We start from the raw sequence: 19,960 nt of genomic DNA, 5'->3' as shown, positions 1-19,960 counted from the left end.
ACTCCTGTTCATGAGAGGGGTTCGGCTGGGTGGAAGGGGGGAGCGGTGCGGAGGACTACTCCTCCAGCTCGCCGCCGCCGCCCTGGAACTGCGCGAGCCGGAAGACCACGAACTCGGCGGGCTTCACCGGGGCGATGCCGATCTCGCAGACCACGCGGCCGAGGTCGACCGACTCCGGCGGGTTGGTCTCCGCGTCGCACTTCACGTAGAAGGCGTCCTCGGCGCGCTGGCCGAACAGCGCGCCCTGCCGCCACTCGTTGACGAGGAAGGCCGAGATGTTGCGGCGGATGCGGGCCCACAGCGACTGGTCGTTGGGCTCGAAGACGACCCACTGCGTACCGACGAGGATCGACTCCTCGAGGTAGTTGAAGTAGCGCCGGACGTTCAGGTAGCGCCAGGCCGGGTCGGACGCCAGGGTCCGCGCGCCCCACACCCGGATGCCGCGGCCGGGGAACGCCCGGATGCAGTTCACGCCGATCGGGTTGAGCAGGTCCTGCTCGCCGCGCGTGATCTGGAGCTCCAGGTCGACCGCGCCGCGCACGATCTCGTTCGCGGGGGCCTTGTGGACACCGCGCTCGGAGTCGTTGCGGGCCCAGACGCCGGCCATGTGGCCCGACGGCGGAACCGTCCGCGTCTGCCCGCTCGCCGGGTCGAACGCCTTGATCCACGGGTAGTAGAGCGCCGCGTACCGCGAGTCGTAACCGGCGATCTCCTGGCGCCACTTGCGGATGTCCCGCGCGTTCAGCGACGGCGGCGGGTCGAGGATCGCCATCCGGTCGCCCATCATCTCGCAGTGCGCGATCAGACCGAGCTGGACGGCCTTGACCTGCTCCAGGTCGATCAGCCCCTGCTGGTAGGCGGCCATCAGGTCGGGCACGGCCACCATGTTGATCTCGTCGAACGCCTCCAGGCCACCGAAGCCGGTGCGGTCGGCGGAGTCGCCGATGAACTGCCCGGACTCCAGCGCGGCGGACCCGGCGGCCTGCGCCGCCGCCGGCGCGGGCACCTGCGCGGGCGGGGCGAGCGTCACCGACTGCGCGTCGGGCTTGGCGAGCTGCGCCCCGGCGGCCGCCTCCTCCAGGACGATGGTCTTCGAGCGCTGCTTGACCTGCGCGACCACGTAGTTGCGGGCGCTCTTCTTGGCCGACGCGTCGAAGCTCTCGACGACCTTCTCGCCGTCCTTGACGACCAGCTTGAAGCGCTCGGCCTCGCCCTCCACGTCCTGCACCTCGACCGTGAGCGCGCCGCCGGCCTCGGTGCCGGCCGCGATGGCGGCGACCCGGAACGTGCCCAGGGCGACGGCCTCACCGGCCACGAGCTCCGGCACGGCCGGGGCGGCCGCACCGACGGCACGCGTGGCGCCCTCCGCGTCGCCGCCGCCGACCCGTACGACGTACGCGGCGGTGCCGCCGTTGTTGAAGAACCCGTACACGGAGTGGGCGAGGTAGTACCCGTCCGTGAAGTCCCCGAACGACGCGACGTACTGGGACCAGTTGGTGACCAGCACCGGCTCGTTCAGCGGCCCGGTCGGCGACAGCCCGACGAACGCCGCGACGGAGGTGCCGACGCCCTCGATGGGACGGGAGCCGCTGGCGACTTCCTCGACGTAGACACCGGGGGACAGATAGGTGGGCACGGTCGGTTGCTCCTCGTTGGTGGGGTCGATCGGCCGGTGCCGCCGGGGCGCGGCGGTTCACGGCTGAGGCACAGGCGTCGGCGTCGTCGCTGCAGGGCGCTCCGACACGGTCGACTCTCCCCCGGCGGCGGGCGCGGCAGGAGGAGTGAAGGGGCGGGCACGAGGGCAGGACGACGTGCCCGAAAGTCCCGGGCCCGACGCCCGGTCCGGCAGGTCGGGCCGGGGCGGCGTCGCCCGCGCCCGTCACGGACGGGGCCGGAGACGGCCGGTCGCGGCGGCGGCCGTCGGCGACATCCGCGCCGGGCGGTGGTCGTCGGTGACGACCGGCGCGGGCCGGCCCGCGGTGACGGTCCTGTGGGGCAGGGGGAGACCCGGGTCCGAGCCTGCCCTTCGGGTCGCCGTGCGCCGCGTCGTCCGGCGGGCGGAGAGGCCCCGCCCTGGAGCGCCGGAGCGCGGGCGGGGTCTTGCGGGCCGGGCTCCGGCCGTGCTGTGCTCCTGTCGACGCGTTGCTCTCGTCCTCCCGCACGGGACTGCCCCTCTGCACCCGGGCGGCGGGGCCTTCCCCGCACGACGGCCCGCCGACGAGGGAGCGAGGTACCGAAGGGCAAGGCGGGAGGGACGAACGGGCAGAGTCGTGTGGGTGCGCCGTCGCGCCGGAGGGCCGCGGGTGCACCGAAGAGGGCCCCTGCCCGAGCCGAACGGCCCCGTGCGGGCGCGGGGGCAGGCAGCGCTGCCCCCGAGCCGGGACTTTCGGGCAGCCGGACACCATCCTCGCCCCCCTAACCTGCGCTCATGACCATGTGGACCTCTCTGGACCCGGCCGATGTGACCGTCGAGCCAGGGGCCCGGACCTCCGCCCGGCTGCGGGTGCGCAATACCGGGGACACCGTCGAGGAGTACCGGCTCTCCCTCGTCGGGAAACCCTCGGGCTGGTCCCGGGTGGAGCCGGACGTCCTCCGCCTCTACCCGGGAAGCGAGGGGACCGCCGAGATCTCGTTCGCGCCGCCGCGCTCCTCGGACGTGGAGGCCGGACCGCTCGCGTACGGCGTGCGCGTCGACCCCCGGGAGAACTCCGGTGCCCGCGACGTGCTGGAGGGCCGGCTGACCGTCACGCCCTTCACCGAGACGCGCGCGGAAGTGCTGCCGCCCGCGCTGTTCGGCCGCTTCCGCGGCCGGGCGCGGATCGCGGTGGACAACCTGGGCAACACCCCGCTGACGGCATCGCTCGTGGTGCGCGACGAGGCGAACCGGCTCACCTTCGACGTACGGCCGAACGCCGTGCAGATCGCACCGGGACGCGCCGCGTTCGGCGAACTCGTGGTGCGGCCGCAGGCCGTGCGGTGGACCGGTGCCGAGGAGCAGCACCGCTTCACCGTGGCCGTACGGCGGGCAGGTGACGACACCGCGCTCGACCTCGACGCCACGTTCGACCAGCGCCCGGTCTTCGGGAACTGGCTGGTGGTGGTCGGCGGGCTCCTGCTGACCGCGGTGATCGCCTTCGTCGTGCTCTGGTTCAACTTCTCGCCGAAGATCGTCAGCGCCGCGAAGGAGATCCAGGCGAGCGGAGCGCCCAGGCCCGCGCCGCAGGGCGACGGGGACGAACTTCCCCAGGCGCCCCCGCCGTCCGACGGGGCCGGCGGACCGACGCCCGGCGGCCCGACGCCCGGCGGCCCCCCGCCCCTCGCCGACGGCGGTCCGCCGCCGCCGGCCGACGGCGGCGGCGGGGGCGGCGACCAGGGCGGCGGCCCGACCGGCGGCGGCGGAGCCGAGAACCCGGGCACGCCCACCGAGGGCGGTACGGACCCCGGCAGCGGCGGCGAGCAGCCCCCGGCACCGCCCGCCCCCACGAAGACCCTCCCGCCGTGGCGCCAGGGTGACGCGAGGGATCTTGTCGTCGAGTACGCCCAGGAGCGGCTCGCGGCCCTGGACAACGCCTGCGACCTCAAGCCGGGTTGGACCCGCGGCGTGATCGACGCGCAGACGAAGGCCTCCCTCGTCTGCTACCAGCGCGCCGTCTACAACGACGGGATCCAGAACGGCAGGAACTCCGCCGCGATCTACAAGACGGACGCCGAGGGCACCCTCAACCGGGCCACCCTCACCTCCCTGTGGGCCCAGGGCATCAGGGTCGAGCAGGTGAAGTACGGCACCACCACCTGGCAGACCACCCAGCTGATGGCGGCGTTCTGGTGGGCGTACAACCGCGAGTTCGACGACCACGACCTCCAGGTGGCCCGCCTCAACGCCCAGTACGGCATCGACCACTTCCGCAACAACACGTCGAAGACGACCAAGTACAACGACAACGTCGCCGTCCACATCAAGGACTACCAGAGGGCCGTCGGACTGCCTGCGACCGGCACGGTCGACGGGGAGACGCTGAAGAAGCTGATCGGCGGCAGCGTCATGTGACCGCCTGACGCCGACGTTCGGTACGAAGGAGGGGGCCACCCGCACGGGTGGCCCCCTCCTTCGACGTCACCTGCCGTCCCTCACGCCGTCACGGCGCCCACGGCGTTCCCGCGTCCGGCACGAGGCGCCCCGCCTTGCGGTACTCGCGCCGCGCCCCCGCCCGAACGTCCTCGCCGGTCACCGCCGAGCCGCGAGCCGCCGCCAGATAGCCGGCCGTCACCGCGGCCGACCGGATCGCACCGCCCGCGAGCTCGAACTCCTCGGCGCAGCGCGCGATCTCCTCCGCCACGCCCTCCGCCTTCGGCGTGCCGGACAGGCACGAGTGCCAGAGCGAGACCCGCTGCTCGGAATCCGGGAACGGGAACTCCACGACCAGGTCGAGTCGGCGCGTGAACGCCTCGTCGATGTTGGCCCGGAGATTGGTGGTGAGGACCGCGATCCCCGCGAATGCTTCGAGACGCTGGAGCAGGTACGCGCTCTCCAGGTTGGCGTAGCGGTCGTGCGAGCTCTTCACCTCCGAGCGCTTCCCGAACACCGCGTCGGCCTCGTCGAAGAGCAGCACGCAGTCCGTGCGGTCGACCTCGGCGAAGATGCGCTCCAGGTTCTTCTCGGTCTCGCCGACGTACTTGTCGACCACCGACGACAGGTCCACCACGTAGAGGTCGAGGCCCAGTTCGCCCGCGACGACCTCGGCCCCCAGCGTCTTGCCGGTGCCGGACTCACCGGCGAACAGGGCGACGACCCCGCGCCCGCGCCCGCCGCCGGTGCGCAGCCGCCATTCGCCGAGCACCCGGTCCCGATGCCGGGCCCTGGCGGTCAGCTCGTGCAGCAGACCCAACGGCTCCTCGGGCAGGACGAGATCGGCGAAGCCGACGGCGGGCCTGATCCGCCGCGCATGGCTGTCGAGCAGCGGCGCGGAGACCAGCCGGGCGCTGCGCTGCACCTGCGCGAGCCTCAGCCCGGTGCCCTCGAACGCGGCGAGCGCCCGCGCCGAACGCGCCGCCCGCCGGACCTGATCGGCGCTGAGCCGGTACGGTGCCGTCGCCTCGTCCAGATCGAAGTCGCCTTCGAATCCGTCGAGTTCGCGATGCCACAGGTCGCCGGGACCCACCGCCTCGTCGGGCGCGTCGAGCGCCAGCAGCTCGGCTTCCGGCGCCCACCGGGGGTCGGGTGCCTCGGTGCCGGCCAGGACGACCGTCGCACCCCGCGAGGCCACGGCGCGCACCAGCGGCCCCGGCCGCGACGGCAGCGGCTCGACGACCACGACGGCCCCCCGCAGCCGGGCCTCGCGCACCAGCGCGCGCCCCGCCACCGGGTCGGCCGTCTCCGGCCGGTACCGCAGCACGGGCCGACCGGTGTCCCGCAGCGTGGTCACCACGGCGTCGGCGGCGGCCCCGGGCACGCGCTCCCGCAGATGGACGGTGACGGGCCCGGCCGCGGCGACGCGCGCGCCGAGCGACGAGGGCGACAGGCACGGCGCGTCGCCCGGAGCATCGACTGGAGGTAGCAACTCCACGCCACAGCCCAGGAGTTCCGCGTCCAGGCGGCTATCGTCGCCGAGGAGATGCGCCACCACCCGCTCCGGCACGCGCAGTGCACGCCCGGGCAGCGGCCGGTCCTCGTCCTCCACGTCGAGGAGGCCTCCGGAACGCAGCGGGGCGGCCGGATGGAACCGGTCACGGGCCGACGCGTCGAAGGCGCCGGTGCCCGCGAGGTCCAGCGCCAGCGCCACGGTCGCGCGGCGCCGCCCGACGTCGTCGTTGAGGTACCCGTACAGCGCCTCGAACCCCCGGTCCACATCGGGGGCCAGCGCCGCCACGAGGATCTGCGCGTCGAGCGCGGAAAGTCCGAAGGTCCGTGCCAGCGCGGCGAGCCGGCCGGTGTCGCCGCCGTCCGGCAGCGGCCCGCCGGCCGCCTGGGCGGAGGCGGCGTGCGGCACCGGCTCCGTCGCGATCCGGCGGGCCGTCTCCGCGGTGACGTAGAGGCCGCGCAGCGGATCTCCGGCCGTCGGGTCCCCCGCGCTGCGGGCGTCCACCAGCGCCGCGACCCGGGCGCGCAAGGCGGCGAGCGCGTCGAGGACGCCGTCGCGGCTCCCGCCGAGGCCGCTCACGCCCCGTCCCCTTCCTGCGCGGAGGGGACGCCGCCGGAGGCCACCGTGCGCCGCACGATCCGCGGCCTTGCGTCCCCGGGGACCCCGTCGGCCCCGCGGACCACGATCTCCGCCTCGGTGACCGGCGGTGCCACCGCGTACACCTGGGTGACCGGGAACGGCGTCGTGATCACGACGTCGAGCGACGGCTTGAGTTCGCCGCCGAGCGCCGACCAGATGTCCGCGAGCGAACGCGACTCCGCCGGCGGGACGGCCACGGACAGCGGGACGGCGGTCGTGATCGGACGCACCGACTCGGGCACGGTGCCGGCGGGCAGCACCTCGTGGGGGAGGAGCAGCGCCAACGCGCCCGACAGGAGGCGGTGCTCGTCCTCCGGGCGGGAGGTCCAGGCCGTCACGAGGTACGAGAGCCGGAACCAGCGCGCGGGCTGGCGGCGGCGGGTCACGATGCCGCGGGCGTCGCGCTCGGCGTGGGCGCCGCGCTCCCGCCGGGCCACGTCCTCCCGGATGTCGTACAGATAGGCGTTCAGGGTCGGGGCGTTGCGGCGGGCCGCCCAGTCCCGGGTCGGTGCGTCGAAGGCTATGTCGCCGGTGACGGCGGGCGCGAGCAGGCCGCGCAGGGCCTCGTCGATCTCGTGGATCATCAGATGTAGCCTTCGCGGAGCGCGTACGCGACGGCATGCGCCCGGTTGGTGAGCTGGAGACGGGTCATCAGCGCGTGCAGGATGTTCTTGACGGTGCGTTCGGAGTAGGCGAGCTTCTCGCTGATCTGTCGGGTGTCGAGGCCCTCGGCGAGCAGCCGCAGCACGTCCACCTCCCGGGGCGCCATCCCGAAGAGCGGCACCGCCCCGCCGGCGGCCGTTCCGCCGGCCGTCGCCCGCTGGAGCCGCCCGACCTGGTTGAGGAGCCGGCTCACGAGGTCCGGCGGGAGCTCGCCGTCGCCGCGCGCCGCGCTGTGCACCGCGCTCAGCAGCCGCTGCTCGGTCGCCTGGTGGCGCCAGATGATGGCGCGCACGCCGTACTCGACGACCGACAGGAGGTCGGGTTCGCGCAGCTCGCGGGCGACGAGCACCACCCGCTGGTCCCTGCCCCGCAGCAGCCGCCGCAGCTCCGCCGTGGTCGGTTCGTCGATCCGGTCCGCGAGCATGACGGCCACGGCGGGGGTGTCGCCGTCGCCGTCCGGCTGCTCGGGCACGAAGTCGATGGACGGCTGGTGCCGCAGATGGCTGATGAGCCCGGCCCGGCTGAGCGGGTCGGAGGCGTGGACGGTCACCGCCACCCTTGTGGTGAGCACGTCGTCTACCCGCTCTTCCGCGCACGTTCCGAGCGGCCGGGTGCCGCCGCGGGTCCGGGTTTCGCCGGCACGGCGGCCGCGCCGTTCCCTCTCGCTCGATCGTCGGCACGCATGGTGAAGCCCCCCGTGGTCGGCTGGTGCGCGGCCGGCGGACACCGGCCACGATGGTCCTTCCCAGCCTCCCGCGACGCGCTGACGTCCCGCTGCCGTCGCGCTAACGCTCCACTGCCGCGATCCCGGCCCCCGTCACCCGCCCGGGCGCAACGTGGCCCGCGTCACTCGCGCAGGGCCGCCGCCACCACCTTCGCGGCCACCGCCGGATGGAACAGTACGGCGGGGGAGGCGGTCATGTTGACCACGCGGACGAATCGTGACCATACCGCCGGGTCCTTCACCGCGACCCGGAACAGCCGCGTGTTGTACCAGTGGGCGAACCGGGCGCCCGCGGCCCGCTGCCGGGGATCCCACATCAGGTCCGAGTTGGTCGACAGCGTCCAGGGCGCGAGGACCAGGCGCCCGACGCGCCGCTGGAAGTCGCGGGCGACGCCGTCCGGAGTGCGGCCCGCCGCCCGCTGCCGGGTGAGCATGCCGTGGAGCAGTTCGGCCTCCATCGCGGCCACGGTCAGGCCCTGCCCGTACACCGGATTGAACACGCAGACGGCGTCGCCCACCGCGACGAGCCGGTCCGGCCACCGCTTGACGCTGTGGTACGGCCGCCACTGGTTGTCGACGTTGGTGTACCGGTGGGTGGCCTCCTGCGAGGTCCGCCGGGCCAACTGCTCGGCCAGGTGCGGATTGCCGAGCGAGCGGGCGTACTCCAGGTACCCGGCGTCGTCGGTCGGCGGCTGCTGCTGGAACCCGAACAGCGAGCACGTCCACCGGCCGCCCTCCACGGCCAGCAGGACGCCGGCGCGGGAGACGCGGGGCGCGAACAGCATCTGGTACGCGATGAAGAAGGCGGGATGTCCTTCCTCGGGCCGGTCGAAGTTCATCGAGGTGTACGTGACCTTCGCCTTCACCGTCCGCTTCGCCGGTACCTGGATCCCGAGCTCGCCCAGCCATCGCTCCAGGGAGCTGGACCGGCCCGACGCGTCGACCACGAGGTCGGCGGACAGCTCCACCGCGCCGAACGGCTGCGTGGGCGAACCCTGCTGACGGTACGTCACTCCGCTCACCCGCCCGCTCCGGTCGCGCAGCAGCCCGGCGCAGGACGTGGCGGCCATCAGGGTGACCCGCGGCAGCGCGAGCACCCGGCGCCGGACGCGCCGCTCCAGCTCGTCACGGGTGAACGTCTGGACCAGGACGCCGGTCCGCGTCCGGGGAGCGTTGCCCGCGGGCAGCAGGAAGTCGATCCCCTCGCCGTAGTCGAAGACCGGCGCGCCGGCCTCCCGCAGCTCCTCGCGCAGCCCCGGGAACAGCTTCTCCAGGATCTCTCCGCCCCGCGCGAGCATCGCGTGCGCGTGGTAGCCCTGCGGCGACCCCGGATGGCTGCCCGTCTCCCCGTCGACGGGGTCGCGCTCCATGACGACGACCTCGTCGAAGAAGTCGGCCAGGACCCGCGCGGTCACCAGACCCGCGTAACTGCCTCCGACGACCACGGCCCTGCCCCAGGGAAGACGCATCATCGTTCGCCTCTCGCTCACATGCCGTGGCCCGCGGTGCCTCCGGCCCGCCACGCCTCAGCATGCGCGGAGCGACCGCCGGCCTCAACGGCCCACGCGCCTCCCCGACCCGCGCACGGGATCACTACGGGCGCACGTGCCCCGCGCACGCCGCACGGTCCGTCCGTCTCGCCCGTCGCCACGGACCCCGCGTCCCGGTCCGCCACCGTCAGGGCCGCCTGCACCTCGCCCGCCAGGGCGACCGGGTCGCCGGTCGGAGTCGACGGGTAGGCCCGGTGGCCGCGGGCCCAGGCGTCGTCACCGGCGAACCAGTCGACGGCCGCCGGGGCCGCGCCGGTCACCAGGGCCTCGTCCAGTCCCGCGAAGAAGGCGGCCCAGCGCGGCGCGTAGACGTCGCGCAGCAGCCCGTCCCACTCGCGGTTGGCGTAGTCGTGCAGCCCTCCCGACTCGCTCGGCACCCGGTCGCCCCACGTGGTGAGGATCGAACGGGCGTCGTACTCCAGCCGGTCGCGCTCGGCCGGGTCCGTGCCCCACGAGCGGGCGGCGGCGATCCACGGCCCGACGAGGAACCGCCGGTCCGCGCCGACGAGCCGCACGAGGAGCTCCTCGTCGGCGCCCCACTCGGCCACCAGAGCCCGGAAGGTATCGAGGTCCCGGGCCTCGTACGCGGCCTTGATCCGCGGCAGCAGGACGCGGGCCCGGTTGGTGAGCGCCTGCCGTGCCACGTCCACGACGTCGAAGCGGTACGCGTCCGAGGTCCGCAGCTCGGGCGCCACCCGGAGCAGCTCCGTCAGCGCGCGCTCCACCGTGTCCGCGTCGTAGCGCATGCCGGACGGGCTCCATCGCGCCGCCTTCGACGTCGTCAGGCTCGGCCGCGCGGCGAACAGGCTGTCCTGCGGTTCGCTCCACGTGCCGGAACCTCCGCTGTACGGGCCGAGCCGCAGCTGCTCCCACGCGGCGGCCGCGTGCGGGTCGGCGCCGCCGTAGCGGCGGGCGGCGTACGCGGCGAACCAGGCCCGGTGGTCGAGCGGGGCGGGCTGCCAGGCGAGTTCGGTGAACAGGTCGAACGCGGCGGGGTTCCCGCCGGTGCCCTCCGGGAGGTACGCGATGCCGCGCATCGCGCTGTCGGGCTTCGCCAGCCAGGCGTGGAACCGGCTCACCCACACGCCCGTGTTGGCCCCCAGGGTGGTGTGGCCCCCGAAGTTGGCGATCGAGCCGAACGCGTACGCCGTCCCGCCCCACTCCGTCTCGCGGTCCAGACCGTCGTACCGGTCCGACAGGCCGTCGACGATCAGCACCCGTCGGCGGTCCACACCGCTCAGGAGCGCCGCGCTCGGATTCCGCTGCCAGCCGAGCATCACCCACGTGGCATCGGGGTGCGCCGCCTCCAGCGCCTCCTGGACGGCCCCGGCGGCCCGCGCCACGTCGACCGTCCCCGCCGTGCCGCCCTCGTGCAGCAGGTCCATCTTGAACATGTCGGTCTCGCCGAACCGCCGCGTCTGGGCCCGGTAGTACGCGGCGGCGAGCCGGTCGAAGACGGGCCCCGTCGGATCCAGCCAGTCCGGCCGGTCGAACCCCACCCACCTGCCCTGCGGAACCGTGACCGCACCCGGGTTCCTGGCGGCGAACCCCGGGGGAACCGTACCGAAGAAGCCCGGCAGCACCGGGGTCATGCCCAGGGAACGCAGATGCTGCGTGATCCGGCTCCCCAGCGTCGCGCGCGCCTCGATCAACCGCTCGGACACCGGTCCCGCGAACCCCGACATGTTCTGCAGCAGCCACCAGGCCTGATGGGCGGGTCCGGGAATCCACTCGCGCAACTCCGCCGCGTCGTAACCGAACTCCTGGAGCGCCCGGTAGGAGGCGTACTCGGCGCCGGTCGGCACGAAGACCTCGTTCACGCCGTGCAGCGCCATCACGTCGATGTCGCGCTGGTACGCCTCGAAGTCGCGGTAGGCGCCCGAATACCCCTCGTCCGTGTCGTTCAGCGCGTAGCGGTGGGGCACGGTCGCGGACCGGGTGAGGGTGCCGGGCACCGCGGGCAGGGTGGCGGGGAGCCGCTCGGTGCTGTCGCCCGGCCACCCGACGTCGACCCCCGCGACCCGCTCCAGGTACCAGCCCACCCCGGCGAGCAGCGTGGCCGGCGACGTGCCCCGGACCCGGATCGCCCCGGCAGTGCCGGACACCGAGAACGAGGAGCCGGAATCCGACTCCTCGACGGGCACCAGGGTGAACTGCCCCGCCTGGAGCGGCAGCAGGCGCTTCAGCGCCGCGCGTGCGGGCTCCGTGTCGAAGGCCGGCGCGACGGGCGAGGCCGCTGCCCGCGGCAGGGACAGCGCACCGGGCACGGCCGCCGTCGCGGCGGTCAGCGCCAGGACGGCGAGGGCGGTACGGCATCGAAGGATCGGGCGCGTGCCCATCTGGCTCCCTGCTCGAAGAGGACGTGTGTCGTCCGCCCACTCTCCGATGCCCCGCACCCCCGGCCGCGCAAGCGCAGCCGGGAACCGGCCGACCTCATCCTCGCGGGTGACGCCGCCCGTTCGCGCGCCGGCCCTCGCGCCGACCCGCTCGCCTCAGAACCAGTGGAGGCAGTGCGGGGCACGTTCGGCGCGGAACAGGGCGTCGGCGAGGGCGACCGCCTCGGGACGGTGGGCCCGGACGTGGCCGGCGCGCACGAGCGTGCTCGGGGTGGTGCCGCCGAGGTACAGCGAGCCCAGGTCCCGCACGTCCAGGGAAAGATCGGGGTCCCGGTCCGTCGGGACGCAGACGGCCTCGCCGTCCCGGACGGTCAGCAGGTACCGGCCGTGCTCCCCGAGGAACGGGTCGTCGACGTCGAGGACGAGCTCGCCGTCCGCGCACCAGCCGCGCGCGGCCAGCGCCCGCGGCACGTCGAGGAGGCGCACCCAGAGCCAGTCGGTGTCGCCGCCCACCTCGCCGGCGCGGAAGTCCGCGAGCTGCCAGCGCAGCGGATGCCCGGGCGGGACGTGCTTGAACACGACCTCGGAGACCAGATCGTGCTCCAGGACGAACCGGACCAGGGCGGTGAACACGGCGTCGTCGGTCGCGATGACCTCGTCGACCTTCAGGGTGTCGGCCTCGCCGAACGCGTAGCTGACGTACCCGTCCGGGAGACCGTCCGCGTCGCGGTGGACGGCGACGTAGCGCGGCACCGGCGAGACCGGCGGCTGCCCCGCACGCAACTCCCACCACCGGTGCGGCCGGGACAGCGCACCGGGCTGCGCCCGCCGGTACCGGTCGTAGACCCCCTCCAGGATCTCGCCGCAGTCGGCACTGCGCAGCACCTCGACCGAGCCGACCGGCGGGCCCGCCGCGGCACCGGCGCGGGGAGCGGCGAACGCGGCCCGGTGGCGCGACACCGTCAGCCGCGCCGTGTACGTCGCCGGCCCGTAGCCGAACCTGCCGTAGATCCGGGCCTCGGAGGCAAGGAGCACGGAGAGGAACTCGCCGCGGGCCCGCAGCTCCCCGAGCTGATGCCGCATCATCGCGGTGAGCACGCCCTGGCGCCGGTGCGAGGGAAGCACGCCGACGGCGGTCAGCCCGGCGGCCGGCGCCAGGACCCCGCCGGGCAGCGTGAGCTCGAAGGGATACGTGCCGGCGGTGCCGACGGGCCGCCCCTCCGCCGTCGTCGCCAGCAGGCAGCGGTCCGCTTCGAGGGCCGACCACCACAGACCACCGCCGTCGACCGGGGTCTCCGCGAAGCGCCCGAAAGCGGCGTGGAGGGTGTCGACGAAGACCCCGAAGTCCTCATCCTTCGTCGTGCGCATCTCCATGGCCGCCATCGCCTCCTCGAATCGACGGCACCACGATCCGCGGTGCCCGGCCACAGTCCAGCCTCGGCGCCCGTCCGGGGCAAGCCAATTACGGCCGGACACCGGCCAGTAGCGAGTGACCGAGCGGCGTGAGGCTGTGGAGCACCGCCGTCCCGGTCCGCACGGTGTCGATCAGGCCCGCTCCCCGCAGCACGCCCGCGTGCTGGCTCGCCGCCGCGAGGGAGACCGAGGCGCGCTCCGCGAGCGCCGTGGTCGTCGCGGGCGAACGCAGCAGCGCGAGGACCTGGGCCCGGGTGCGTCCGAGCAGCGCCGCCAGCGCCTCCGGCCGGTCACCGGGGCCGTCGGTCCGGCCCGCGCCGGAGCCGTCGTACATGGGGTACACCAGGACGGTCGGCTCCTCGGGGCGGTACATCACCATCGGGCCGGTCGCGAACCACGAGGGGACGAGCAGCAGCCCGCGCCCGCACAGCGGGATGTCGTACGTCGACGCGGAGGGCAGGTGCAGCGTCGGCGCCTCCCAGCACCACGTCGTGCCCAGGGTCGTCAGGAGGGCGTCGACACCGCCGCGCAGCAGCATCTCGGCCCGCAGCGCCCGGTCCGTCAGGGCGTCGCCGCGGATCCGCGGCCACAGCGGTTCCACCGACGTCCGGAAGTGGCGACGCGTGTCGTCGACCAGGGCGCGGGACGCGGCCGGCGACCCCTGGACGAGCTCGTGCGCCCACCGGCCGGGCCTGGCCAGACCCCCGTTCCAGCCCTCGGCCCGCGGTATCCCCAGGTCGAGCGCCAGCCGCTCCGAGGGCGTCGAGGCGGCCGACTCCAGCGCGCCGTCGAAGTCGTGCGCCGACGGCTGGAGCAGGAAGTCCGGTACGAACCCGTCCTCGGTGACCAGCTCGGCGAGCACACCGGCCCCGGCCGCCGCACCGGGGCGCAGGGACCGCTGCCACCGGCGGGCGGCGGGGCGCGGCCGGTGGAACCGCGCGTCACCACGACCGCTGCCCTCCCACCCGCGCCCGAGGCGCACGATCAGACGCAGGCTGAGGACCGTCTCCGACAGCGCGTCGGCCGCCGGGGCGAGGGTGATCTGCCGCAGATCGGCGGCCGTGAAGTGAAGGCGGATCATGCTGACCGATTATCGGCCCGGGAGGACCCTTTCACCCAGGGATGAAAGGCCGTGCGTTCGACATGACGCCCCGGCAGGCTCCGGTCGTCCACCCCACCCAGCCCCCGCCGGAGGCCGCACCGATGCGCCGCACACCCGCCCGTACCGCCTGCCTCACCGCAGCCGTCCTCCTCGCCTCGCTCGCCGGCGCACCCGGCCCCGCCGCCGCGCGGGACCTGCCCGACACCTATGTCGTCTCCCGGGCACCCGGCGTGCTCCCCGAGGGGATCACCATCACCAGGGACGGCACCATGTACGTGTCCTCCGACGGCACCGGAGCCCTCTACCGGGGCCGCGTGGGCCGCCCCGACCTGACGCCCTTCCCCGCGAGCGGCCTGGAGGACCGCCCCAGCTCCCTCGGCGTCCACACCGACCGGCGCGGCCGGATCCTCTCCGTCGGCGGCGCCACCCTGACCGTCCACGACCGCAAGGGCCGGCTCCTCGCCACCCGCACGGCCGCCGACGGACCGCTCGGCGCGCCCCACCTCAACGACCTGGCCGTGACCGACGACGCGGTGTACGTCACCGACTGGGCCAACCCCGTCGTCCACCGCGCGGAGATCCGGGCCGACGGCGGCATCGGCCCGCTCGAACCCTGGCTCGACGTCCGCGCCGCGTTCCCGCAGTTCCCCGCGCGGTACTGGCTGCTGAACGGCATCGTGGCCGACGCCTCGGGCAGCACCCTCCTCGTGGCGTCCAACGGGACCGAGGCCGTGTGGCGCGTCGACACGGCCGACAAGGCGATCACCCGACTCGACCTGGGCGACCAGTCCTTCGGCGCCGACGGCATGGTGCTGCACGGCCGCACCCTCTACGCCGTCCTCAACTACGGTGCCCCGCACGGCGTCTACATCGCCCGGCTGGACGAGGAACTGCGGACCGGCACCGTGACCCACCGCCTCACGGACGGACCCTTCGCCCTCCCGACCACCCTCGCCCGGTACGGCTGCCGCCTCTACGTGGTCAACAGCCAGCTGGACGAGCCGCCGGGCCGGCCCCCGTACACCGTGAGCGCGGTGGCCGACCCGACCTGTGAGACCGCCTGACCCGACGTCGGCGTCCCCCTGACCCACGGGGGTGGTCAGGGGGACGGCGTCGTCAGTGCAGGTCGACGGGCGTGGGGGCGTCGCCCGAAGGCGTGACGCCGCCCGCCGTGTCGTCGAGGAAGCCGCCCGACTGGTGCTGCCACAGCTTCGCGTAGGAGCCCTGCGCGTCGAGCAGCTCCTGGTGCGAGCCCTGTTCGACGATCCGTCCGCGTTCCAGGACGACGAGCCGGTCCATCGTGGCCACCGTGCTCAGCCGGTGCGCCACGACGAGCGCCGTCCGCCCCTCCATCAACCGCCACAGGGCGTCCTGGACGAGGATCTCGCTCTCCGAGTCGAGCGCGCTGGTCGCCTCGTCGAGCAGCAGGATCGGCGCGTCGCGCAGGATCGCCCGCGCGAGGGCGACCCGCTGGCGCTGGCCGCCGGACAGCTTCACCCCACGCTCGCCGACCATGGTGCCGAACCCCTCGGGCAGGGCGTCGGCGAACTCCGTGACGTGCGCGGCCTCGGCTGCCCGGCGGATCTCCGCGTCGGTGGCCTCCGGCCGGGCGAACGCGATGTTGTCCCGCAGCGTGCGGTGGAACATCACCGGGTCCTGGGGCACGTAGGCGATCAGACCGCGCAGGTCCGCCTGACGCAGCCGGCTGATGTCCTGCCCGCCGACCAGGATCCGGCCGCCGTCGATGTCGGTCATCCGCAGCAGCAGCCGGGTGAGGGTCGTCTTGCCGCCGCCGGACCGCCCGACGAGACCGATCTTCGTCCCGCTCGGCACGTCGAGGTCGAGTCCCTCGAACAGCGGCTTCGCGCCCCCGTGCGCGAAGTTCACCTGCTCGAAGCGCACGTCCGACGGCCGCCCGGCGAGCACGTCCGGGCTCGCCGGGTCGCGCACGGTCGGCGGCTCCAGGAGCAGCTCCGTGAACTGGGCGGCCTCCGTCATCGAGCTCTCCAGCCGACGGTAGATCTGGTTGAACTCGAACATGATCCGCGTCGCGCTCGCGTAGTACGTGAAGGCCACGATCACCGCCTCCACCCCGTGCTCCGCCCCGCCGAGCCCCAGGGCGAGCACCAGGCCCAGCACGTTCGTCAACACCGACATCGGCGCGACCAGCGTGTCGATCCGCAGGTTGCCGTAGTCCCAGGAACGCAGCGTCAGCCGCCGCGACTCCGCGACGCGCGACCGGTGCTCGGCCGCCTCCCGGTCCTCCGCGGCGAACGCGCGGACCGTGTCCATGTTCATCAGACTGTCCGCCACGTGCCCCGACACCCGCGCGATCGCCTGCTCCCGCTGGGCGACGAGGACCTGGCGGCGGCGGATCAGCGGCGCCGCGCACAGCCCCGTGAACGCGATCATCGCCAGGAGCCCGACCACGAGCAGCGGGTCGTACTGCCACAGCACCACCGACGCGAACAGCAGGGGCAGGAAGCTGCCCATCACCGAGAACGTCAGCGTGTCGACGAACTCCTCGAAACGCGACGCGAAGCTCAGCACCCGCTTGGTCAGCGACCCCGCGAAGTTGTCGTGGAAGAAGGACGCGTCCTTGGCGAACAGCTCGTCCATCCCGATGACGTACAGATGCTCGATCCCGCGTGCGTCGAGGCGGTTCAGACAGTGCAGCCCGACGCGCCACAACGTCTCGGCGAACAGCAGCACGCCCGCGAACCCGAGCACGTACGGCAGCATCGAGCCGACGTCCGCGGCCTCCCCGCCGTCCCCGGCGATCCTCCCGACGAGCTTCGCCACGATCAGCGGCGCGATGTAGTTGATCCCGATGTTTCCGAGCGCCGGCAGCGCCATCGCCGGCAGCGTCAGCCACCGGAGCCGGACCAGTTCCCGGCCGTAGCAGCGCAGTGCCAGGAGCACCGAACCCTTGCTCGGTAATCCCTCGTGCGATTCAGGTGATCCCATACCCAACCCTGTGTTGTCTTACCGAAAGGTGAGCAAACGGATCCTCCCGCGCCGATGCCCCGGCGGTCCAAGCATTTTTGCCCCCCGGCCTCGCTCAAGATCACGAACAGGGCAGAATCTCCGACGGACACCGGACGAGGAAGCGGAACGGGGAGTCACGGAATGCGTGTGGTGCTGTCGACCTACGGGTCACGGGGAAGCGTCGAACCCATTGCCGCCCTCGCGGCGCGTCTGAGGGAACTCGGCGCGGAGGCACGGGTGTGCGCGCCGCCCGACGAGGAGTTCGCCGAGCGCCTCGCCGAGCTCGCCGTGCCCATGGTGCCGACGGGCCGACCCGTACGGCCCCTGGTCACGACGGTGCGGCCCGGGTCGGCCGCCGGCCTGGCGGAACGGGCCGCCGAACTGATGGGCGCGCAGTTCGACACGGTCGCCGCGGCGGCCGAGGGGTGCGACGTCCTCGTGGCGACCGGGCCGCTGCCCGTCGTCACCGGCGCGCGCTCGGTGGCCGAGAAGCTGGGCATCCGCTACGTGCATGCCGGGCACCAGCCCGTCAGCCTGCCGTCCCCGCACCGCCGCCCGCCCGGCCGGCGGGGCCGGACGCTGCCCGAGGGCGAGAGCGACAACAAGGCGCTCTGGGACGAGGACGCCCACATCGCGGACGAGATGTTCGGCGACATGCTCGCTGCCCGGCGGGCCGCGCTGGGCCTCCCGCCGGTGGAGAACGTCCGCGACTACGCCTTCACCGACCACCCGTGGCTCGCCACGGACCCTGTCCTCTCCCCGTGGCGGCCGACCGGCCTCGGCGTCGTACAGACCGGTGCCTGGCACGTCACCGACGAACGCCCGCTCCCCGCCGACCTGGTGGACTTCCTCGACGCCGGCCCGCGGCCCGTCTACGTCGGCTTCGGCAGCATGCCCGGCGGCGCGGTGGCGGACGTCGCCCACGGTGCCGTCGAGGCCGTCCGCGCCGCAGGCCACCGCGTCGTCGTCCTCAGGGGCTGGGCCGACCTGGCCCCCGCCGACGGCGGGGACGACTGCTTCGTCGTCGGCGAGGTCAACCAGCAGGCCCTCTTCCGCCGGTCCGCCGCCGTCGTCCACCACGGCAGCGCGGCCACGACGACGACCGCCGCCCAGGCCGGCGTACCCCAACTGGTCGTCCCCCGGGGAGCGGACCAGCCGTACTGGGCCGGGCGCGTCACGGACCTCGGCGTCGGCACCTCGTGCGCCGACCCCGAGCCGACCGTCGAGTCGCTGGCCGCGGCCCTTCGGCAGGCCCTCGCCCCCGCACTCCGCACCCGCGCGGCCGCAGTGGCCGGCGCCCTCCGCACCGACGGCACCACGGTCGCCGCGAGGCTGCTGCTCGACGGCACGGGCTGACGGGCCCGAGGGCCCGCCCGCTCACCGACGGGACCGGCGGGCGGACCCCCGTGACCATGGGGACCGGCGGGCGGACCGCCTCCGGCCGACCGCCCTTCCTGTCATCCGAGGACGTCCTTCAGGACCCGAGCCGTCGCCCGGGGGAAGGCGGTGTTCCCGTTGTGCCCGCCGGGGAATTCGACCGGCCGGGTGTCCATCCTGGCCGCCAGGGCCAGGGCGCAGCGGTACGTGTGGACCTGCGGCGGGGTCGTCCGGCCCGTCGCCGGGATGATCCGCGTACCGGCGAGCGCGGCGGCCCGCAGGGGCTCGTCCGGGTGGAGGGTGTCCGAGGTGACGGCGGGGAACTCGGTGCCGATGAAGTGGCCGAAGTTGGCCTGGCGCCGGGGCGTCATCGGCTGGGGGGTGAGGTCGGCCTCGGTGTCCTCGTGGGCCGGGTCGATCCCGAGGTGGCGGGCGATGGCCGGGAAGGCCGCCGCCAGTCCTCCGTCCGCGTAGGCGGTCCGGATGGCGGTCAGCTCGGCGATGTGGTCGTCGCGGTCGGCGTCGGGCAGCAGGTTCGGCATGACGGGCTCGTGGGCGACGAGGGCGCCGAGTACCCCCGGGTGGCGGGCCACGACCTGGAGGCCGATCGCCGCGCCCATGCTGAATCCGGCCATCAGCGCCGGCTCGTCGGTGACCTCCGCGAGCAGCCGGGCGACGTCGTCGGCGTGGTCGGCCATGGTGACGGGCCGGGTGGGGGAGTCGAGCGTGCTGCGGGACAGGCCGCGGCGGTCGTACGTGACGACGGTGAAGCGGTCCGTCAGGTGCGGGACGAGGTCGACCGTGCGGTCCGCGTCGCCTTCGCCGCTCTGCGAGAGGAGGAGCACGGGCCCGCTGCCCTCGACCCGGTAGTGGAGCGTGGCGCCCGGGACGTCGAGCGTGCGGGTGGTGGCGGCGGCCGTGGCCATGGTGGTTCCCCCTTGCCTGCTGTCGTCGGCGTCTCCGACTGACACCACGACAGTAACCCATCTATCTCGATGTATCAATATCGATGCATCGATATTGGTGTAGTCTGGGGTCATGAACGGAGTCGAACTGTTCCTCCTGGGACGCACCCTCATGAAGATCGGCGAACAGGCGATGCCGCAGGCCGAGTCCGGTTCGCGAGGGTCCGTTCGCTCGGTCCTGGTGGTCCTCGGCGACCTGGTGTCCCACCCCGGCACCACGGTCGGCGAGATCGCCACCCGCACCGGCCTGCCCCAGAGCCAGGTCTCCACCGCCGTCGCCCGCCTCCAGGAAGCCGGCTCGGTCGACACCCGCCCCGACCCCGCCGACCGCCGCCGGCGCCTCATCCACCCCGCCGCGAACCCCTCCGCCCGGGTCGCCGAAGTCCGCGCCGGCACCATCGACGACGCCCTGGCCGCCGCCCTCACCGCGCCCGACGGCACCCCGCCCCACCCCGACACCCTCAGGGGCCTCACCGAGGCCCTCGACCTCCTCTCCCGCCACCTCACTCCCGAGGCCGTCGGACGTCATCCGTAAGAAGATCGGATTGATGGGTGTAGGGACGCGTGAGGAGGGGGAGGACGCGTGTGGGTGTCCGTGGAAGGGCGCCCCAGAGGTCCGGCAGA

14 protein-coding genes are annotated in these 19,960 nt (G+C 74.0%); 4 read left to right on the top strand and 10 right to left on the bottom strand.

All coding sequences use genetic code 11. From position 1 onward, the window contains the following. Positions 1–55 precede the first annotated feature (55 nt). Positions 56–1,636, bottom strand: coding sequence for a phage tail sheath family protein (locus ACFCY7_RS07530; RefSeq protein ID WP_376482202.1), 1,581 nt, complete (start codon positions 1,634–1,636; stop codon positions 56–58). Between the two features lie 792 nt (positions 1,637–2,428). Between ACFCY7_RS07530 and ACFCY7_RS07525 the strand changes: the two genes are divergently transcribed. Further along, on the top strand, positions 2,429–4,048 hold the full coding sequence (locus ACFCY7_RS07525) for a peptidoglycan-binding protein (RefSeq protein ID WP_376482200.1): 1,620 nt from the start codon (positions 2,429–2,431) through the stop codon (positions 4,046–4,048). Positions 4,049–4,136: 88 nt separating this feature from the next. On the opposite strand, the gene ACFCY7_RS07520 is transcribed toward ACFCY7_RS07525, so the two are convergent. The 7 genes from ACFCY7_RS07520 to ACFCY7_RS07490 form a co-directional block, all read right to left on the bottom strand. Beyond that, positions 4,137–6,158, bottom strand: coding sequence for an ATP-binding protein (locus tag ACFCY7_RS07520; protein ID WP_376482198.1), 2,022 nt, complete (start codon positions 6,156–6,158; stop codon positions 4,137–4,139). Beyond that, positions 6,155–6,802: a DUF4255 domain-containing protein gene (locus ACFCY7_RS07515; protein ID WP_376482196.1), complete on the bottom strand. Its 648-nt coding sequence runs from the start codon at positions 6,800–6,802 to the stop codon at positions 6,155–6,157. The genes ACFCY7_RS07520 and ACFCY7_RS07515 overlap by 4 nt, the downstream gene beginning before the upstream one ends. Further along, a complete protein-coding gene (locus tag ACFCY7_RS07510; RefSeq protein ID WP_376482194.1) occupies positions 6,802–7,452 on the bottom strand; it encodes a LuxR C-terminal-related transcriptional regulator in 651 nt (216 codons plus the stop codon). Before ACFCY7_RS07510 ends, ACFCY7_RS07515 begins: the two co-directional genes overlap by 1 nt. A 275-nt stretch (positions 7,453–7,727) precedes the next feature. Then, positions 7,728–9,077 carry an FAD-dependent oxidoreductase gene (locus ACFCY7_RS07505; RefSeq protein WP_376482192.1) on the bottom strand — a complete coding sequence of 450 codons (1,350 nt, stop codon included), beginning with the start codon at positions 9,075–9,077 and terminating at the stop codon, positions 7,728–7,730. A 14-nt stretch (positions 9,078–9,091) separates the two neighbouring features. Continuing rightward, positions 9,092–11,494, bottom strand: coding sequence for an alpha-N-acetylglucosaminidase (locus tag ACFCY7_RS07500; RefSeq protein ID WP_376482190.1), 2,403 nt, complete (start codon positions 11,492–11,494; stop codon positions 9,092–9,094). Between the two features lie 153 nt (positions 11,495–11,647). After that, entirely contained in the window at positions 11,648–12,865 is a 1,218-nt protein-coding gene (locus ACFCY7_RS07495) for a GNAT family N-acetyltransferase (protein ID WP_376482189.1), read from the bottom strand. Between the two features lie 88 nt (positions 12,866–12,953). After that, the gene (locus ACFCY7_RS07490; RefSeq protein WP_376482187.1) at positions 12,954–13,985 is read right to left on the bottom strand and encodes an ArsR/SmtB family transcription factor; all 1,032 of its coding nucleotides are present in this window, start codon (positions 13,983–13,985) and stop codon (positions 12,954–12,956) included. Positions 13,986–14,026: 41 nt separating this feature from the next. Between ACFCY7_RS07490 and ACFCY7_RS07485 the strand changes: the two genes are divergently transcribed. After that, entirely contained in the window at positions 14,027–15,070 is a 1,044-nt protein-coding gene (locus ACFCY7_RS07485; RefSeq protein ID WP_376482185.1) for a hypothetical protein, read from the top strand. A 52-nt stretch (positions 15,071–15,122) separates the two neighbouring features. Here ACFCY7_RS07485 and ACFCY7_RS07480 read toward each other — a convergent pair whose 3' ends face one another. Next, entirely contained in the window at positions 15,123–16,973 is a 1,851-nt protein-coding gene (locus ACFCY7_RS07480) for an ABC transporter ATP-binding protein (RefSeq protein ID WP_376482184.1), read from the bottom strand. A gap of 162 nt (positions 16,974–17,135) precedes the next feature. Between ACFCY7_RS07480 and ACFCY7_RS07475 the strand changes: the two genes are divergently transcribed. Beyond that, positions 17,136–18,350: a glycosyltransferase gene (locus ACFCY7_RS07475; protein ID WP_376482182.1), complete on the top strand. Its 1,215-nt coding sequence runs from the start codon at positions 17,136–17,138 to the stop codon at positions 18,348–18,350. A 101-nt stretch (positions 18,351–18,451) separates the two neighbouring features. Here ACFCY7_RS07475 and ACFCY7_RS07470 read toward each other — a convergent pair whose 3' ends face one another. Further along, positions 18,452–19,297 (bottom strand): alpha/beta fold hydrolase, encoded by an 846-nt coding sequence (locus tag ACFCY7_RS07470; RefSeq protein ID WP_376482180.1) that lies wholly within the window; start codon positions 19,295–19,297, stop codon positions 18,452–18,454. Between the two features lie 112 nt (positions 19,298–19,409). Between ACFCY7_RS07470 and ACFCY7_RS07465 the strand changes: the two genes are divergently transcribed. Further along, entirely contained in the window at positions 19,410–19,871 is a 462-nt protein-coding gene (locus tag ACFCY7_RS07465) for a MarR family transcriptional regulator (protein WP_376482178.1), read from the top strand. Positions 19,872–19,960: the final 89 nt, after the last annotated feature.

Source organism: Streptomyces sp. NPDC056361 (assembly GCF_042262805.1).
Lineage (GTDB): Bacteria > Actinomycetota > Actinomycetes > Streptomycetales > Streptomycetaceae > Streptomyces.
Note: the sequence above shows the minus strand (reverse complement) of the source record. Positions and strands in the feature narration are given on the sequence as shown.

What these genes read in the sequence shown, in the direction of transcription:
- ACFCY7_RS07485 (WP_376482185.1), top strand. Translation starts at nt 14,027, where the DNA reads ATGAAAGGCCGTGCGTTCGACATGACGCCCCGGCAGGCTCCGGTCGTC.
- ACFCY7_RS07490 (WP_376482187.1), bottom strand. Translation starts at nt 13,985, where the DNA reads ATGATCCGCCTTCACTTCACGGCCGCCGATCTGCGGCAGATCACCCTC.
- ACFCY7_RS07500 (WP_376482190.1), bottom strand. Translation starts at nt 11,494, where the DNA reads ATGGGCACGCGCCCGATCCTTCGATGCCGTACCGCCCTCGCCGTCCTG.
- ACFCY7_RS07465 (WP_376482178.1), top strand. Translation starts at nt 19,410, where the DNA reads ATGAACGGAGTCGAACTGTTCCTCCTGGGACGCACCCTCATGAAGATC.
- ACFCY7_RS07480 (WP_376482184.1), bottom strand. Translation starts at nt 16,973, where the DNA reads ATGGGATCACCTGAATCGCACGAGGGATTACCGAGCAAGGGTTCGGTG.
- ACFCY7_RS07495 (WP_376482189.1), bottom strand. Translation starts at nt 12,865, where the DNA reads ATGGAGATGCGCACGACGAAGGATGAGGACTTCGGGGTCTTCGTCGAC.
- ACFCY7_RS07475 (WP_376482182.1), top strand. Translation starts at nt 17,136, where the DNA reads ATGCGTGTGGTGCTGTCGACCTACGGGTCACGGGGAAGCGTCGAACCC.
- ACFCY7_RS07525 (WP_376482200.1), top strand. Translation starts at nt 2,429, where the DNA reads ATGACCATGTGGACCTCTCTGGACCCGGCCGATGTGACCGTCGAGCCA.
- ACFCY7_RS07470 (WP_376482180.1), bottom strand. Translation starts at nt 19,297, where the DNA reads ATGGCCACGGCCGCCGCCACCACCCGCACGCTCGACGTCCCGGGCGCC.
- ACFCY7_RS07505 (WP_376482192.1), bottom strand. Translation starts at nt 9,077, where the DNA reads ATGATGCGTCTTCCCTGGGGCAGGGCCGTGGTCGTCGGAGGCAGTTAC.
- ACFCY7_RS07515 (WP_376482196.1), bottom strand. Translation starts at nt 6,802, where the DNA reads ATGATCCACGAGATCGACGAGGCCCTGCGCGGCCTGCTCGCGCCCGCC.